This is a genomic window from Achromobacter sp. 1014246743 (assembly GCF_059760725.1).
In genome coordinates this window covers 20,170-35,107 of sequence record NZ_JCBANA010000013.1, presented here as the reverse complement: position 1 = coordinate 35,107, position 14,938 = coordinate 20,170, and the positions used below count along the sequence as shown (strand labels likewise).

Sequence of the window (14,938 nt, the reverse complement as noted above, 5' to 3'; positions counted from 1 at the left end):
ATCGTGTGCTGCGTAATGCGGGCCCGCCGCGCGTGCACGGCGGGCGGATGTCAGCGGCCTTCCTTGCCCAGGTCGTCCAGCGGATGCGGCTGGCCGTCGGGCCAGGGTTCCTCGAAGAACTTCTGCACCCAGGCCTCGCTGGCCATGTCCAGCGTCGCCGGGTTCCAGCGTGGCTTCTTGTCCTTGTCGATCAGCAACGCGCGGATGCCTTCGGCGAAATCGCCGTGGGTCGCGCAGTGCAGCGCCGCCACGTATTCGGTGCGGAACACGTCATCCAGCGACCGCAGCCGCATGCGTTGCTGCAGCGCAAACGACAAGCGCAGCGACCCCGGCGAACCGGCCAGCATGGTGGTCGCGGCACGCGCCAGCCACGGGTCGGCATGGTCTTTCAGGGTGGCCAGTTCTTCGACGATCTCGTCCAGGCGGTTGCCGCTGCACATGCTGTTGATCTGGAACGAATGCTGGCGCAGATGGCCGCCTTCCAGCGGGGTCTGCGGTTCCAGCGCGGTCAGCGCGCGGCGCAGCAGGCCATCGTTGATCGAGCGCGGCGGAATCGCGTCTTCGGCGCCGCCCGTGGCCTGCCCGGCCCAGGGCTGCTCTTGCAGCGATGCCAGCAGCTTGGGCCAGTCTTCGTGGTTCAGGCGGAAATCCGCCAACCCCGCGAAGAACGCGTCGGCGGTGTTCATCTGCGCCCCCGTCAGGGCCAGGAACACCCCGATACGGCCAGGCATGCGATTCAAGAGCCAGCTGCCGCCCACGTCGGGGAACAGGCCGATGGACACTTCCGGCATCGCCAGGCGCGACGATTCGCTGACCACGCGATGGCTGGCGCCCATCATCAGGCCGATGCCGCCGCCCATGACGATGCCATGGCCCCAGCACAGCACCGGCTTCGGATAGCTGTGGATGCGGTAGTCGAGCCGGTATTCGTGCTCGAAGAAGCGGCGCGCGTAGGCGTTGCCCCAGGGGCCCTTGCCCGCGTTCTCGGTCATGCTGCGGTACAGGCCGTGCAGGTCGCCGCCGGCGCAGAAGGCCTTGTCGCCCGCGCCTTGCAGCACCACCAGCGCCAGGCCCGGGTCGCGCGCCCAGGCATCCAGGCGCTCGGCCAGCAGGTCCACCATGTCCAGCGACAGGCCGTTCAGGGTCTGCGGCGAATTCAGCGTCGCAATCCCGAAGCGCATCCCGTTGGCGGCGGTTCTTTCTTCGAACAGCACCGGTGCAGTCATCTTATGTCGGCTCCTTTTTCCAACAATTGGCGGGCGATGATCACACGCATGATCTCGTTGGTCCCTTCCAGAATCTGATGTACGCGAGTATCGCGCACCAGACGCTCCAAGGGATAGTCCCGCAGGTAGCCGTAGCCGCCGTGGATCTGTTGCGCATCCAGGCAGATCTGGAAACCCATGTCGGTGGCAAAGCGCTTGGCCATCGCGCAGTAGGTGGCCGCGTCGGGCGCACCCGAATCCAGCTTGCAGGCCGCCAGGCGCACCATCTGGCGCGCCGCGACCAGGTGGGTGGCCATGTCGGCCAGTTTGAACTGCAATGCCTGGAATTCGGCCAGGCGGCGGTTGAACTGGCGCCGTTCGTCCATGTAGCGCCGGGCCGCGTCCAGCGCCCCCTGCGCCGCGCCCACCGAGCAGGTGCCGATGTTGATGCGGCCGCCGTCCAGCCCCTTCATGGCGATCTTGAAGCCTTCGCCCTCTTCGCCCAGCAGATTGGCGGCCGGCACGCGCACGTTCTCGAACACGATGGGCCGGGTGGACTGGCTGTTCCAGCCCATTTTTTCTTCCTTGCGGCCGTAGCTGATGCCTGCGCTGTCGGCGGGCACCGCAAAGGCGCTGATGCCGCCGGCGCCCTCGCCGCCGCTGCGGGCCATGACCACCAGCAGGTCGGTATCGCCGCCGCCCGAAATGAAGGCCTTGGCGCCGTTGAGCACGTAGTGGTCACCCTGGCGCTGCGCACGGGTGGACAGCGACGCGGCATCGGACCCGGCGCCCGGCTCGGTCAGGCAGTACGAGGCCAGCTTCTGGCCGCTGGCCAAGAGCGGGCCCCAGGCCTCGCGCAGGGCCGGCTGGCCCCACTTGCCCACCATCCAGGTGGCCATGTTGTGGATCGTCAGGAAAGCCGTGGTCGACGGGTCCACCGCCGCCATTTCCTCGAACACCAGCGTGGCGTCCAGGCGCGGCAGGCCCAGGCCGCCGATATCCTCGCTGGCGTAGATGGCGCAAAAGCCCATCTCGCCGGCCCGCGCAAACGCGTCTTTGGGGAAGATGCCTTCGGCGTCCCAGCGCGCCGCGTGGGGCGCCAGTTCACCTTGCGCGTAGTCGCGCGCGGCCTGCGCGAACGCGCGCTGTTCGTCGGTCAGTTCCAAGTCCACAGCCTGTCTCCTGGTGTTATGGGTATTGTCTGTTGGCGTTGCTGCCGTCTCGTGAACGCCAGCCTGCCGATTTTGACATGACGTTGACGTAAACGTAAGTGCGGTGACGTCAATGTTACGCCGGAAGCGCCGACGGAATTTGTCCTATTGATGACAATGTGGCGGCCGCGCGCCGGGCAAGCGCGCCCAGCCGCGGCCCGCACGTGCTGACTACAGCAACCCGGCCGGGCGCACCCGCCCGTTGCGGGCGGTCTTGGCACGCCGGTGCTCGGCCCGGCGGCGCCGCGATTCCTTCGGATCGAAGGACAGGCCGCGGTAGATCTCGACCCGGTCGCCATCGGCCAGCAGCGTCTGCGGCTCGGCCACGCGGCCAAACACGCCCACGCCACGCTCCCAGGGTTGCACCACCGGAAACGCCTGGGCGAAGCCGCTGGCTGCCAGGGCATCGGCAACCGTGGACCCGGCCGGCAGGCGCAACTCGCGCAGCCACACCTGGGCCGCCAGGGCATAACAGACGCTGACGCCGATCAGGCCGTCCGCGGACGCCTCATTCGCCATACTTGGCCTGCGCCCGCTTGGTGAAGGAATCGATGAAGCTGGTGGCGATGCGGTTGAACACCGGACCCACCACCATTTCCAGCGCGCGGTTCGAGAACGCGTATTCCATGGTGAACAGGACCTTGCACGCGTCTTCGGCCAGGGGCTGGAATTCCCAGTGCCCCACCAGGCTGGAAAACGGGCCGTCGACCAGTTCAAGGTCGATACGATCCGGATAGACGTGCGTGTTGCGCGTGGTGAAGCGCTGCTTCATCCCCGCGAAACTGATCAGGATGGAGGCCTGCATGCCGTGCTCGTCGCGGGTCTGCACCTCGGCGCCGCCACACCACGGCATGAACTCGGGGTACTTTTCCACGTCGGCCACCAGGTCGAACATCTGGGCGGCGCTGTAAGGCACCAGGACGGATCGCTGTACTTTGTGCATCGACTATCGCAAATGGCTAGAATGACAGGATTTTACCGGCACCGCGCCCTCCAGGCCAAAATGGCGGTATCCCGACGATCGCCGCGTCGACGGCAACGTTGGCCGCCCCGACAAGATGGGCCAAGAAGAAAGATGGGCAAAACAAGATGAGCATTATCGATAACCGCAAGGCCTCGCACGACTATTTCATCGAAGACCGCTATGAGGCCGGCCTGGTCCTGCAAGGCTGGGAAGTCAAGGCGATCCGCGACGGCCGCGTGCAGCTCAAGGAAAGCTACGTCATCGTGCGCGACGGCGAACTTTACCTGCTGGGCATGCACGTCAGCCCCCTGCCCACGGCGTCCACCCACATCCACCCCGACGCCATGCGCACGCGCAAGCTGCTGCTCAAGGCCGAGGAAATCAGCAAGCTGATCGGCAAGGTCGAACAACGCGGCTACACCCTGGTGCCGCTTAACCTGCACTACAAGAACGGCCGCATCAAGCTGGACTTCGCGCTGGGCCGCGGCAAGAAGCTGTTCGACAAGCGCGACACGGCGCGCGAAAAAGACTGGCAGCGCGAGAAAGAACGCATCATGAAGCACGACACCCGTGCGCCTCGCAAGGCCGACTGAGGGCCGGCTCACACTGCCCTGCGGCTCGCACCAGCCGGGATCGACCCCTAGGCCGCCACCGGCAGCGCGGGTAGCTCCGCCGCCGCACCGCCCGGCCCCACCACGCGGTTGCGCCCGGCCTGCTTGGCCGCATACAGCATGCGGTCAGCGCGTTCGAAACAGGCTTGCAGGTTTTCACCGGGCAGCCAGTCCACCACCCCCGCGCTGAACGTATACGCGATCGTGCTGCCGCCGTGCGCACAGGGGGTGCGCCGCACGGAATCCAGCAGCCGGTCCGCCACGTCCATCACCGCGTCGCTGCGCATGTCGGCAAACAGCACGCTGAACTCCTCGCCCCCTACCCGGCCCACGTGGTCGCCCGTGCGCAGCGTGGCCGTGGCCAGCAGGCCGAAATGGCGCAGCACCGCGTCGCCCGCCGCATGGCCATGGGTGTCGTTGATGCGCTTGAAATGATCGATATCCAGCACCATCAGCGCCAGCGGCCGGCGCGTGCGCAGCGCCTGGGCGCAATACCGTTCGGCCTGCAGCCACCAGGCCTTGCGCGACATCAGCCCGGTCAGGAAATCGGTGCTGGCCTCCTGTTCGCGGTCAGCCAGCATGCGGTCGTGGATGATCATGATGGTGCCCAGCGTCAGGCACGGCATCGCCAGCACGCCCAGCGTCATGAACAGGATGTTCCAGGCGGTGGGTTCCAGCAGCGACTGCGCCGGCGCCACGCCGGAAGCGAAGACCAGCGACCGCAGCCCGCAGGTCAGGCCCGAGATCATCGCCACCGACCACACGAAGTAATAGCTGTAGCGCGAGCGGTTCGCCGGCATGCCGCGGCGCACGCCCACGGCCACGCCGAACATGAAGCCCATCTGCAGCGTCGACATCGCCACGATGCGCGGCGCCACCTGGCTGTCGATATAGGTGTAGCCAGCCACCACCAGCCAGGCGACCGTGCAGGCCACCCCCATCAGATGACGCGGCACCCGTTGCCCCATCAGGCGGCGGATGCCGGTGTAATAGGCGCACAGCGCCGCCGCAATCAGGGCGTTGGGCAGCAGGATCGACAGCCAGCGCGGCGCCTCGGTGACCTGCAGGCCGAATAAAAAAAACGCCAACAGCGTAAGCAGGTTGGCGCGTATGGTCTCGGGTATCCCCGCCATGCCGCTGCGCGCCAGGGACCCCAGCACGCAAAGCGACAACACCCCCGCCAGTACTGCTATCGACAGCAAATGAACGGGAGCGATCATGGGCGGTGCGCCAGACGGCGCGCGGGTCAGGTGTTGCGGGTGGATTTCACGATGGTCATGGCGGACGCGATCATGCCGCCGACATCCGCCAGGTTGGCCGGCAGGATCAGCGTATTGCCTTCCTTGGCCACGTTGCCGAAGGCTTCGACGTAGCGCTCGGCCACCTTCAGGTTCACCGCTTCCATGCCGCCCGGCTGGCGCACCGCGTCGGCGACCTGCGTGATGGCCTTGGCGGTGGCTTCCGCAATCGCGAGCACGGCGGCCGCTTCGCCCTGGGCCTGGTTGATCTGGGCCTGCTTCTCGCCTTCCGAGCGGGCAATGGCGGCTTCGCGTTCGCCGGTGGCGATGTTGATCTGCTCTTGGCGACGGCCTTCGGACGCCGCGATCAGCGCGCGCTTTTCACGCTCGGCGGTGATCTGCGCCTGCATCGAACGCAGGATCTCATTGGGCGGGGTCAAGTCCTTGATTTCATAACGCAGCACCTTCACGCCCCAGTTCAGCGCGGCCTCGTCCAGCGATGAGACGATGTTGCTGTTGATGGAATCGCGCTCTTCGAAGGTGCGGTCCAGTTCCATCTTGCCGATGACCGAGCGCAGCGTGGTCTGCGCCAGCTGCGTGATGGCCGAGATGTAGTTCGACGAGCCGTACGAGGCGCGCATCGGGTCGGTCACCTGGAAGTACAGCACGCCGTCCACCTGCAGCTGGGTGTTGTCGCGCGTGATGCAGACCTGGCTCGGCACGTCCAGCGGGATTTCCTTGAGCGAATGCTTGTAGGACACGCGTTCGATGAACGGAATCACGAAGCCGGCGCCCGGCGACAGCACGCGGTCGAACTTGCCCAGTCGTTCGACCACCCAGGCATGCTGCTGGGGAACGATGGCGATCGCCCTGATGACGATCAGGATCGCCAGCGCGACGATGACGAGCAGGACGATAGTGGAAGTATCGATCATGATGTAGAGCCTCTTCTGGGGTGAATGCGGTGGCGCTCCTGCCCGCGATAGCCAGGGCGCCTGCTGCTGCCGGCTCCGCCTGGGGCGGGCCTGGGTCTTGCATGGAGGCCGCCCGCGCCGCAAGGTGTACTTGCCGCGAGGGGCCTCCTTTGAGGGGAATGCCTTCTTGAGGGTTCCTTGTCAGCGCGCGGCGCCGGCCAGGTCGCCCTTGGGCGTCAGGACCAGGCATGTGCCGCGCATTTCGGTAATGGTGTGTTCGCCGGCGTGGGCCGGTTGCCCCTCGGCCAGTTGCGCCTGCCAGTGCGCGCCGCGGTACCAGACTCGCGCCGAGCCGTCGGCGGCCCAGGCTTCGACCTTGACGGTCTGGCCGATGTCCAGGTTGACGTCCGCGTTGCGGGCGGCATTGACCTCGCGCTTTTTCAGCACACGCGTCTTGCGCAGCAGCAAGAGGCCCAGCAGCAGCACCACGCCGCAAGCCACCAGTTGCCATTCCAGGCCCGCCAGCAGCCACGCCGCGACGCCGCCGGCGGCCAGTCCCAGCGCCACCAGCAGCAAGTAGAACGTTCCCGTCGCCAGTTCCCCGATGAGGGCCAGCGCGGCCAGTCCCAGCCATATCCACATAGTTGAATTCGCCTGAAAGGATGAGTCGTTCAGCGGATTGTACGGATTTCCAGGACGCAACGGGGGGCATCCGGCCCCATTGCGGACAATTGCCTGGATTATGATGTGTGCTGGCGTTCGCCATCCGGCCCGATCCGGCGCCCGGCATCTTCAACGCATAAGCCTCCATGACCGCTGCAATACCCTCAGTCCGCCCCGTCCTCATCCTGCACACGGGCGACCCGGACGACACGCTCAAAAGCCAGTTCGGCGGCTATGCCGAACAACTCGCCCGAGCCTCCGGCCTGGCCCCCGACGCGCTCGACATCGTCGCCGTCCACAATGGCGAACGCCCTGGCGCCCCCGGTCGATACCGCGCCGCCCTCATCACCGGTTCGCCCGCCATGGTCACCGACCTGGAACCCTGGAGCGAAGACACCGCTGCCTGGCTGCGCGAAGCCGCTGCGGCCGGCCTGCCCATGTTCGGCATCTGCTACGGCCACCAGTTGCTGGCGCACGCGTTGGGCGGCAAGGTCGGCTACAACCCCGCCGGCCGCGAAGTCGGCACCCAGACCGTCGAACTGCTGCCCGCCGCCGCCGGCGACAAGCTGCTGGCCGGCCTGCCCCCCACGTTCCCCGCCCAGATGCTGCATGCCCAGACCGTGCTGCAGCCGCCGCCCGGCTCTGCCGTGCTGGCCCGCTCCGATCTGGACGAACACCAGATGATCCGAATCGGCCGCAATATCTTCTCGACCCAGTTCCATCCCGAATTCGGCCCCGACTTCGTGCGCGCCCACCTCGAACGCTTCGGCCGCCGCTATGCCGCCGAAAACCTCGACGTGCCGGGCCTGTCCGCCAACGTGCGGGCCACGCCCGTGTCCGGCGAACTGGTGCGCCGTTTCCTGGACGCCTACGCACCCGCCTGAGGCCCCGGTGCCGGGCAGCGCGCAATGCCGCCGTCCGGCCCGCAACAACCGGAGTGCGGCACGGGGCGGCCTTTGAGAACATACCCAAAAGCGCGTCAATTCCCGCGCCCAGGAGCCCCCTCATGACCCAAGCCGCCCCCTTGAGCAAACAGCACGCCGCCGCCGTCGAACGCGCCTGCCGCGCGCTCGAAGCCGAGCAGCCGCCCGACCTGAACACGCTGGCCGAACAGGCCGGCATGAGCCGCTTCCATTTCCATCGCATCTTCAAGGCGGCCACGGGCATCACCCCCAAGGCCTACGCCAACGCGCTGCGCGCCGACCGCGCGCGCCAGCAATTGCGGCAAGGCGCCAGCGTCACCGACGCCATGTACGGCGCCGGTTTCAATTCCAGCGGCCGCTTCTACGAGGCCGCGCCCGCCATCCTGGGCATGACCCCCACGGCCTTTCGCAACGACGGCGCCGGCGTCGAGATCCGCTTCGCGGTCGGCCAGTGCTCGCTGGGCGCGCTGCTGGTGGCCGCCAGCGACACCGGCATCTGCGAAATTGCCCTGCACGACGACCCCGAACAACTGGTGCGCAACCTGCAGGACCGTTTCAAGGCCGCCCGGTTGATCGGCGCCGACCGCGAATTCGAACAATGGATGGCGGCAGTGGTCGGCTTTGTCGAAAACCCGTCCGTCGGCCTGCACCTGCCGCTGGACGTGCGTGGCACTGCCTTCCAGCGCCGCGTCTGGGAAGCCCTGCGCGACATCCCCGTGGGCGCCACCGCCACCTACACGGACATCGCCGAGCGCATCGGTGCGCCCCGCGCCGTGCGTGCCGTCGCCCGCGCCTGCGCCACCAACAACATCGCGCTGGCCATCCCCTGCCACCGTGTCGTGCGCACCGACGGCTCACTGGCGGGCTACCGCTGGGGCATCGAGCGCAAGCGCGAACTGATCGAACGCGAAGCGCTGGCGGCCTAGGGCGGGTTGCTGGCGGCCGGCTTCCCGGCAGCCAGGTCCCGGACAGGCCAGGCCCTTGCTTGATTCCTGCCAGCTCAGTGCCTGGCCCCTACGCCGCAAACGCCGCCAGCACATCCAGCACCGCGCCCACCGCATCACCGGGGGCCGGTGCATTGCGATACGCCAGCGCCATCGGCCGCATGAGCGGCGGCGACAGCGGGCGAACCCGATCCGGCTCGTCGCCCACCTCTTCCAGCGGCAGGATCGCCACGCTCTGGTTCGCCGCGGCCAGCCGCTTCAAGGCCTCGGGGTAGCTCAGCGCCAGGTAGGGCCGCGGATTCAAGCCGGCCTGGCCAAACCATGATGCGATCAAGCCGTGCATCTGCGTGCCCGGCGCAAAGGACGCCCAGCGCCGGGTCGAGAGCCACTCGGGCGTGACCGTCTCCGGCGCATCCCAGTCTGGCGGCATCAGCGCCACCATGGGGTCGCTGCGCCAGGGCGCCAGCGTCACCCGCGCCGCGGCCGGCTGGGGGCTGGCGACGATGCCGATATCCAGCGTATCGGCCTGCAAGCGCAGCATCGCCTCGGCAGACCCCACCGCTTCCAGCTTCAGTTCCACCCCGGGATTGCGGCGGCCCAGCGCATCGAGCATCAGCGGCAGCCGCCGCATCCCCACGCCAGCGGACACGCCGACCCTCACCACGCCGCCCCCGCCTGCCGCGCAGCGGCGCACCAGGTCGATCAGGTCATCGCTGGCCGACAGCAGCTTGCGCCCCGCCTGCACCAGCGCCAGGCCCGCGGGCGTCAATTCGGCCTGCCGGCGACCGCGCGCGACCAGCGCGACCTGCATGCGCGCCTCCAGCTCTTTCACGTGCAGGCTGATGGTGGGCGGGGCCAGGTGCAAGGCCTGCGCAGCCGCGGCGAACGTGCCCAGGTCCGCAATGGCCACCAGGGTCTGGATCTGGTCCAGGTTGAGATTACGCATCAGTTTTTCTGACCAATCAGGTCAATAAAGTCAACTTTACGGATGCTAACCCATCGCCGAACATCCGGCCATGCACAACGACACCCCGCTTTCCCCCCAACGCGCCCCGGCCGAACAGACCGCCACGGACTTGCCGCCAGACCGTCCCGCCGGGCGCCTGCGACGCTGGGCAAGCGCTGCGCGCGCCAGGCTGGCACGCGCCGAGAAACGCATCATCGAACGCTTCAGGGTCCCGCCCAGCGGGGCCTGAAACCGGCCCCCGGATCGACCCTCCCCGATCCTTGGAACCGCCGTAAACGCACCTCCTGGAACAGACGCGAACAGCCATAAAAAAACCCGCGCCGAAAACGGCGCGGGTTTTGAAGATCGACTGGCGATTACTGCTTGGCCAGGCGCTGCCACGTATCGACAACGGTGTCGGGGTTGAGCGACATCGACAGGATGCCCTCGTCCTTGAGCCATTGCGCGAAGTCCGGGTGGTCGCTGGGGCCTTGGCCGCAGATACCCACGTACTTGTTGGCGGCCAGGCAAGCCTTGATCGCACGGCGCAGCATGAACTTCACGGCCTCGTCGCGTTCGTCGAAGTCGGCGGCCAGCAGTTCCATGCCGGAATCGCGGTCCAGGCCCAGCGTCAGCTGGGTCATGTCGTTCGAGCCGATCGAGAAACCGTCGAAATACTGCAGGAACTCGTCGGCCAGGATGGCGTTGGACGGCACTTCGCACATCATGATCAGCTTCAGGCCGTTTTCGCCACGCGCCAGGCCGTGCTTGGCCAGCAGGTTCACGACCTTCTCAGCCTGACCCAGCGTGCGCACGAAGGGCACCATGATCTCGACGTTGGTCAGGCCCATGTCATCGCGCACCTTCTTGAGGGCTTCGCATTCCATGCGGAAGCACTCGGCGAAGTCTTCGGCGATGTAGCGCGACGCGCCGCGGAAGCCCAGCATGGGGTTCTCTTCCTCGGGCTCGTAGCGCGAACCGCCCACCAGCTTGCGGTACTCGTTGGACTTGAAGTCCGACATGCGCACGATGACCGGCTTCGGGTAGAACGCGGCCGCGATGGTGGCCACGCCTTCGGCCATCTTCTCGACGAAGAACGCGCGCGGGCTGGCATGGCCGCGAGCAGCCGATTCCACGGCCTTCTTCAGTTCGCCATCCACGTTCGGGTAGTCCAGCACCGCCTTGGGGTGGATGCCGATGTTGTTGTTGATGATGAATTCCAGGCGAGCCAGGCCCACCCCCCCGTTGGGGATCTGGGCAAAGTCGAACGCCAGCTGGGGGTTGCCCACGTTCATCATGATCTTCAGATCGATGGCGGGCATGTCGCCGCGGCGCACTTCCTCGACTTCGGTCTCGATCAGGCCGTCATAGATGCGGCCTTCGTCGCCTTCGGCGCACGACACGGTCACGGCCTGGCCTTCCTTGAGCAGGTCGGTGGCGTTGCCGCAACCCACCACGGCCGGAATGCCGAGTTCACGCGCGATGATGGCCGCGTGGCAGGTACGGCCGCCGCGGTTGGTCACGATCGCCGAGGCGCGCTTCATGACAGGTTCCCAGTTGGGGTCGGTCATGTCGGTGACCAGCACGTCGCCGGGCTGCACCTTGTCCATGTCGGAGATGTCGCCGACCACGCGCACCGGGCCCGCGCCGATCTTCTGGCCGATCGCGCGGCCGGTGATCAGGACCTGGCCGGTGGCCTTCAGGCGGTAGCGCTGCTGCACGTCGTTGGCGCCCTGCTGCGACTTCACCGTTTCGGGGCGCGCCTGCAGAATGTAGATCTTGCCGTCGACGCCGTCGCGGCCCCACTCGATGTCCATCGGGCGGCCGTAGTGCTTTTCGATGATGACGGCGTAGCGGGCCAATTCATTGACCTCGTCGTCGGTCAGCGAATAGCGGTTGCGCTCGGACACGGGCACGTCCACCGTGCGCACGGCACGGCCTTCCGGACGCTCGGGGTCGAATTCCATCTTGATCAGCTTCGAACCGATGCGGCGGCCGACGATGGGGAAGTGGCCTTGGGCCAGCGTGGGCTTGAAGACGTAGAACTCGTCGGGGTTGACGGCGCCCTGCACCACGGTTTCGCCCAGGCCGTACGACGAGGTGATGAACACCACGTCCTGGAAGCCCGATTCGGTGTCGATGGTGAACATCACGCCGGCGCTGCCCTTGTCGGAACGCACCATGCGCTGGATGCCGGCCGACAGGGCCACATCGGCGTGGGCGTAGCCCTTGTGCACGCGATACGAAATGGCGCGGTCGTTGTAGAGCGAGGCGAACACGTGGCGGATCTTGTCCAGCACGTCATCGATGCCGACGACGTTCAGGAAGGTTTCCTGCTGGCCGGCGAACGAGGCGTCGGGCAGGTCTTCGGCGGTAGCGGACGAGCGCACGGCGAACGAGCCCTTGCCGTCAGCGTCGAGCTTGGCGAAGGCGTCGCGGATCTGCGATTCGAATTCCGACGAGAACGGCGCCTCGATGATCCATTGACGAATCTGCGAGCCGGCGTTGGCCAGTTCGCGGACGTCTTCAGGGTTCAGCGTGGTCAGGCGTTCGGCGATGCGCTTATCCAGGCCCGAGGCCTTGAGGAAGTCGCGGAAAGCATCAGCGGTCGTGGCAAAGCCGCCCGGCACGCGGACACCCGCGCCAGACAGCTGGCTGATCATTTCGCCTAGTGATGCGTTCTTGCCTCCTACCGAGTCCACGTCCGTCATGCGGAGCTGCTCGAACAAAACAACATACGACATTGAAGTCACCTTTTACAATGGAATGAAAGCGAGTTTGGTCAATGCAGATTCGGCGCCCGGCAACTGCCCGGAAATCGCCGATCCGACTGCGCTGACCAAACTGGCCTTGGACCGCCCTTGGGGTGACTTATAGGGGCCTGATTGTACTCGTACGAGCACAGTCGGCCATCTGCCTGGTTGGAATTTTTTACACATGACATCTACCCCGATCGTACGCACGGTATACATCGTTTCCGACAGCACCGGCATCACTGCGGAAACCTTCAGCCAGTCAGTGCTTTCCCAGTTCGAGGAAGTCAATTTCAAGCCCGTGCGGCTGCCGTTTGTCGACACGCTGGAAAAAGCCGCCGAAGTCGCCGCACGCATCGACCGCAGCGCCCTGGAAGCCGGGGTGCCGCCCATCGTGTTCAGCACCTTGGTCAACCCCGACATCCTGGCCCGTGTTCGTCAGGCGAACGGAATTTTCCTGGACCTGTTCGGCACCTTCGTCAGCCACATCGAGCAGGCGCTGGGGCTGAAATCCAGCCATTCCATCGGCCGCTCGCACATGCAGGCCAATTCAGAAAAGTACCGCAACCGCATCGACGCCATCAACTTCAGCCTGGCGCACGACGACGGCCAGTTCGTGAACCAGCTGGACCAGGCCGACGTCATCCTGGTGGGCGTCTCGCGCTGCGGCAAGACCCCCACCAGCCTGTACCTGGCCATGCAGTACGCCATCAAGGCGGCCAACTTCCCCCTGACACCCGATGACTTCGAGCGGGGCACCCTGCCCTCGACCATCGCGCCGCACCGCTCCAAGCTGTTCGGCCTGTCGATCCAGCCCGAGCGCCTGTCCGAGGTGCGCAACGAACGCCGCCCGAACAGCCGTTACGCGCAGCTGGAGCAATGCCGCTACGAAGTCGCCGAAGCCGAACGCATGATGCGTCGCGAAGGCATTTCGTGGCTGTCCACCACCACCAAGTCGATCGAAGAAATCTCGACCACGGTGTTGCAGGAAGTCGGCCTGGACCGGGGCTGAAAATGCCCAGGGCGCGCCATTGGCGCGCCCTGGGCCGGCCGACGGATCCGCCAGCTGCGATCAGCGACGCAGCTTGACGCGCTCGCGCGAGTCGGCGCCCCAGTACCGCAGTGGCGCCATTTCTTGCTGCGCCACCGTCTCGGAATCCTCCAGGCGCATGGCCTGCGCACCCATGCTGGAAGAATTGCCCCCCACGCCCTCGACACTCAACCGCACGTAGCGCGTCTGGCCCGGCGCCAGGTCGAACGTCAGCGATTCGTTGTCGCGCAGGGTATCCACACGGTAGGTCCCTGCCGGACGATTCACGAAGAAGAAGCTGCCCGGCTTGGAACGCCCGACCTTCACCTCATTGACGCGCAGGTAAGGCTGGCTCGCAACCACACTGATCGGCGCCGGGGGCTGGTAGAAATAGATCCGGCCGGTGTCCGGCACCATCACGGGCATGTTCGCCGCCACATCCCGATAGCGGGCGCCACCGCAACCCGCCAACAATCCCGCCGCGACCGCGACGGCGGCCAGCATCTTGATCCCGCGATTCATTGCTTTTTCTCCTCTGCTGCATGGTGTAGATCAGTTATTGCCGCTGCGGTATGGGCAGCGCCACAGGGCGCGGCAATTCGATATAAGTGCCGTCGCCGGGCAGGTAGAACCCCACCAGCTTGCCGGAAGAGGCCACGAGATTGGCCTCGGCCTGCCGCGGCAACGGGATCGTGAACGCCTCCCCTAAGGCACGGTACACATCGCCCTGCACAATGGCGCCGATACGCTTCCACGGCACCCCCGACGCCAGCGTTACGGCCGCCCCGTCGGGCAGCGAAGCGACGACATCGCGCGACAGTTGGACGGCGCCAGGCCCCTCGACAGCATCCACCGGCACCAAACTGACACGCTGCGGCTTTCCCCCGCCGCAACCGCCCAGCGCCACCATGCACAGGACGACTCCCAGCGCGCGACACGACAGGCGATACATGACCGGAGAGGACAGCATGGGTACCTCGATGCGAAGGATGTGGGCTTACTTATTGGAGCAATTTATTGGCGCAACGATGTAACCCGGCATCAATAGCGCAGCTTTTCGCGATCGCGCCAACCGGCGCCCCAATAGCGCAAACCGGACATGTCCTGCCGAGCCTTGTCGGCATCGTCCTCCAGGCGCAGCACCTGGGTGCCCGCCACGACTTCCGTGCGCACATAGCGGGTCTGGCCGGCGTCCATGGGTATGTCCAGCGCCGCCCTGCCCGCCTTCTTGTCGGTAGCGGTGGCCACGGTATGCGTGCCGGCGGGACGATCGACGAAGAAGAAGCGTCCCGGCTTGGAGCGACCGATCTTGCGGCCGTCGACCAGGATCGCGGGCTCGGCGGCGTTGCCGCTCCCGGTTGCCTGGGCGGGCTGGTAGATATAGATGCGGCCATTGCCGGCCTCGATGGCGGGAATCTGCGCGGCGATCTCGCCGTAGCGCGGCCCCGCGCAACCTGCCAGCAGCAGCGTGGCCGCGGACACGGCCAGGGTCAATCGGATCCAGCCCTTCATGCGCATTCCTCCTCGTTGGCGGGC

16 protein-coding genes are annotated in these 14,938 nt (G+C 66.4%); 4 read left to right on the top strand and 12 right to left on the bottom strand.

Going from position 1 to position 14,938, the window contains the following annotated elements; translation table 11 throughout:
- Nucleotides 1-50 precede the first annotated feature (50 nt).
- The 4 genes from AC6LJ2_RS07850 to AC6LJ2_RS07835 all read right to left on the bottom strand — a co-directional run bounded on the left by AC6LJ2_RS07850 (nt 51) and on the right by AC6LJ2_RS07835 (nt 3,359).
- A complete protein-coding gene (locus AC6LJ2_RS07850) occupies nt 51-1,226 on the bottom strand; it encodes an enoyl-CoA hydratase/isomerase family protein (protein WP_263912527.1) in 1,176 nt (391 codons plus the stop codon).
- Entirely contained in the window at nt 1,223-2,377 is a 1,155-nt protein-coding gene (locus AC6LJ2_RS07845) for an acyl-CoA dehydrogenase family protein (protein ID WP_263912525.1), read from the bottom strand. Before AC6LJ2_RS07845 ends, AC6LJ2_RS07850 begins: the two co-directional genes overlap by 4 nt.
- Nucleotides 2,378-2,587: 210 nt before the next feature.
- Nucleotides 2,588-2,935 (bottom strand): RnfH family protein, encoded by a 348-nt coding sequence (locus tag AC6LJ2_RS07840; RefSeq protein ID WP_263912524.1) that lies wholly within the window; start codon nt 2,933-2,935, stop codon nt 2,588-2,590.
- The gene (locus AC6LJ2_RS07835; protein ID WP_006223413.1) at nt 2,925-3,359 is read right to left on the bottom strand and encodes a type II toxin-antitoxin system RatA family toxin; all 435 of its coding nucleotides are present in this window, start codon (nt 3,357-3,359) and stop codon (nt 2,925-2,927) included. Before AC6LJ2_RS07835 ends, AC6LJ2_RS07840 begins: the two co-directional genes overlap by 11 nt.
- A 98-nt stretch (nt 3,360-3,457) precedes the next feature.
- Here AC6LJ2_RS07835 and smpB point away from each other — a divergent pair, with 98 nt between their 5' ends.
- Nucleotides 3,458-3,973 (top strand): SsrA-binding protein SmpB, encoded by a 516-nt coding sequence (gene smpB / locus AC6LJ2_RS07830; protein ID WP_498151128.1) that lies wholly within the window; start codon nt 3,458-3,460, stop codon nt 3,971-3,973.
- Nucleotides 3,974-4,020: 47 nt separating this feature from the next.
- Here the strand turns inward: smpB and AC6LJ2_RS07825 are convergent, their stop codons facing one another.
- The 3 genes from AC6LJ2_RS07825 to AC6LJ2_RS07815 all read right to left on the bottom strand — a co-directional run bounded on the left by AC6LJ2_RS07825 (nt 4,021) and on the right by AC6LJ2_RS07815 (nt 6,785).
- Nucleotides 4,021-5,211 carry a GGDEF domain-containing protein gene (locus AC6LJ2_RS07825; RefSeq protein ID WP_445658834.1) on the bottom strand — a complete coding sequence of 397 codons (1,191 nt, stop codon included), beginning with the start codon at nt 5,209-5,211 and terminating at the stop codon, nt 4,021-4,023.
- 26 nt (nt 5,212-5,237) lie between these two features.
- The gene (locus tag AC6LJ2_RS07820) at nt 5,238-6,164 is read right to left on the bottom strand and encodes an SPFH domain-containing protein (RefSeq protein ID WP_025138819.1); all 927 of its coding nucleotides are present in this window, start codon (nt 6,162-6,164) and stop codon (nt 5,238-5,240) included.
- Nucleotides 6,165-6,344: 180 nt separating this feature from the next.
- Nucleotides 6,345-6,785, bottom strand: coding sequence for an NfeD family protein (locus AC6LJ2_RS07815; RefSeq protein ID WP_445658833.1), 441 nt, complete (start codon nt 6,783-6,785; stop codon nt 6,345-6,347).
- Between the two features lie 167 nt (nt 6,786-6,952).
- Here AC6LJ2_RS07815 and AC6LJ2_RS07810 point away from each other — a divergent pair, with 167 nt between their 5' ends.
- Nucleotides 6,953-7,690 carry a glutamine amidotransferase gene (locus AC6LJ2_RS07810; protein WP_498151127.1) on the top strand — a complete coding sequence of 246 codons (738 nt, stop codon included), beginning with the start codon at nt 6,953-6,955 and terminating at the stop codon, nt 7,688-7,690.
- 122 nt (nt 7,691-7,812) lie between these two features.
- Complete coding sequence (locus tag AC6LJ2_RS07805) at nt 7,813-8,655, top strand: bifunctional transcriptional activator/DNA repair enzyme AdaA (protein ID WP_445658832.1); 843 nt, start codon at nt 7,813-7,815, stop codon at nt 8,653-8,655.
- Between the two features lie 88 nt (nt 8,656-8,743).
- Here the strand turns inward: AC6LJ2_RS07805 and AC6LJ2_RS07800 are convergent, their stop codons facing one another.
- Nucleotides 8,744-9,619 (bottom strand): LysR family transcriptional regulator, encoded by an 876-nt coding sequence (locus AC6LJ2_RS07800; RefSeq protein WP_445658831.1) that lies wholly within the window; start codon nt 9,617-9,619, stop codon nt 8,744-8,746.
- 377 nt (nt 9,620-9,996) lie between these two features.
- Nucleotides 9,997-12,363: a phosphoenolpyruvate synthase gene (gene ppsA, locus AC6LJ2_RS07795; protein WP_263912511.1), complete on the bottom strand. Its 2,367-nt coding sequence runs from the start codon at nt 12,361-12,363 to the stop codon at nt 9,997-9,999.
- Nucleotides 12,364-12,556: 193 nt separating this feature from the next.
- Between ppsA and ppsR the strand changes: the two genes are divergently transcribed.
- Entirely contained in the window at nt 12,557-13,384 is an 828-nt protein-coding gene (gene ppsR, locus AC6LJ2_RS07790; protein ID WP_263912509.1) for a posphoenolpyruvate synthetase regulatory kinase/phosphorylase PpsR, read from the top strand.
- Nucleotides 13,385-13,444: 60 nt separating this feature from the next.
- Here ppsR and AC6LJ2_RS07785 read toward each other — a convergent pair whose 3' ends face one another.
- From AC6LJ2_RS07785 to AC6LJ2_RS07775, 3 genes are all read right to left on the bottom strand, one after another.
- Entirely contained in the window at nt 13,445-13,924 is a 480-nt protein-coding gene (locus AC6LJ2_RS07785) for a DUF2846 domain-containing protein (protein WP_263912508.1), read from the bottom strand.
- A 34-nt stretch (nt 13,925-13,958) separates the two neighbouring features.
- A complete protein-coding gene (locus AC6LJ2_RS07780; RefSeq protein WP_498151126.1) occupies nt 13,959-14,372 on the bottom strand; it encodes a hypothetical protein in 414 nt (137 codons plus the stop codon).
- Between the two features lie 71 nt (nt 14,373-14,443).
- The gene (locus AC6LJ2_RS07775; protein WP_498151125.1) at nt 14,444-14,914 is read right to left on the bottom strand and encodes a DUF2846 domain-containing protein; all 471 of its coding nucleotides are present in this window, start codon (nt 14,912-14,914) and stop codon (nt 14,444-14,446) included.
- Nucleotides 14,915-14,938: the final 24 nt, after the last annotated feature.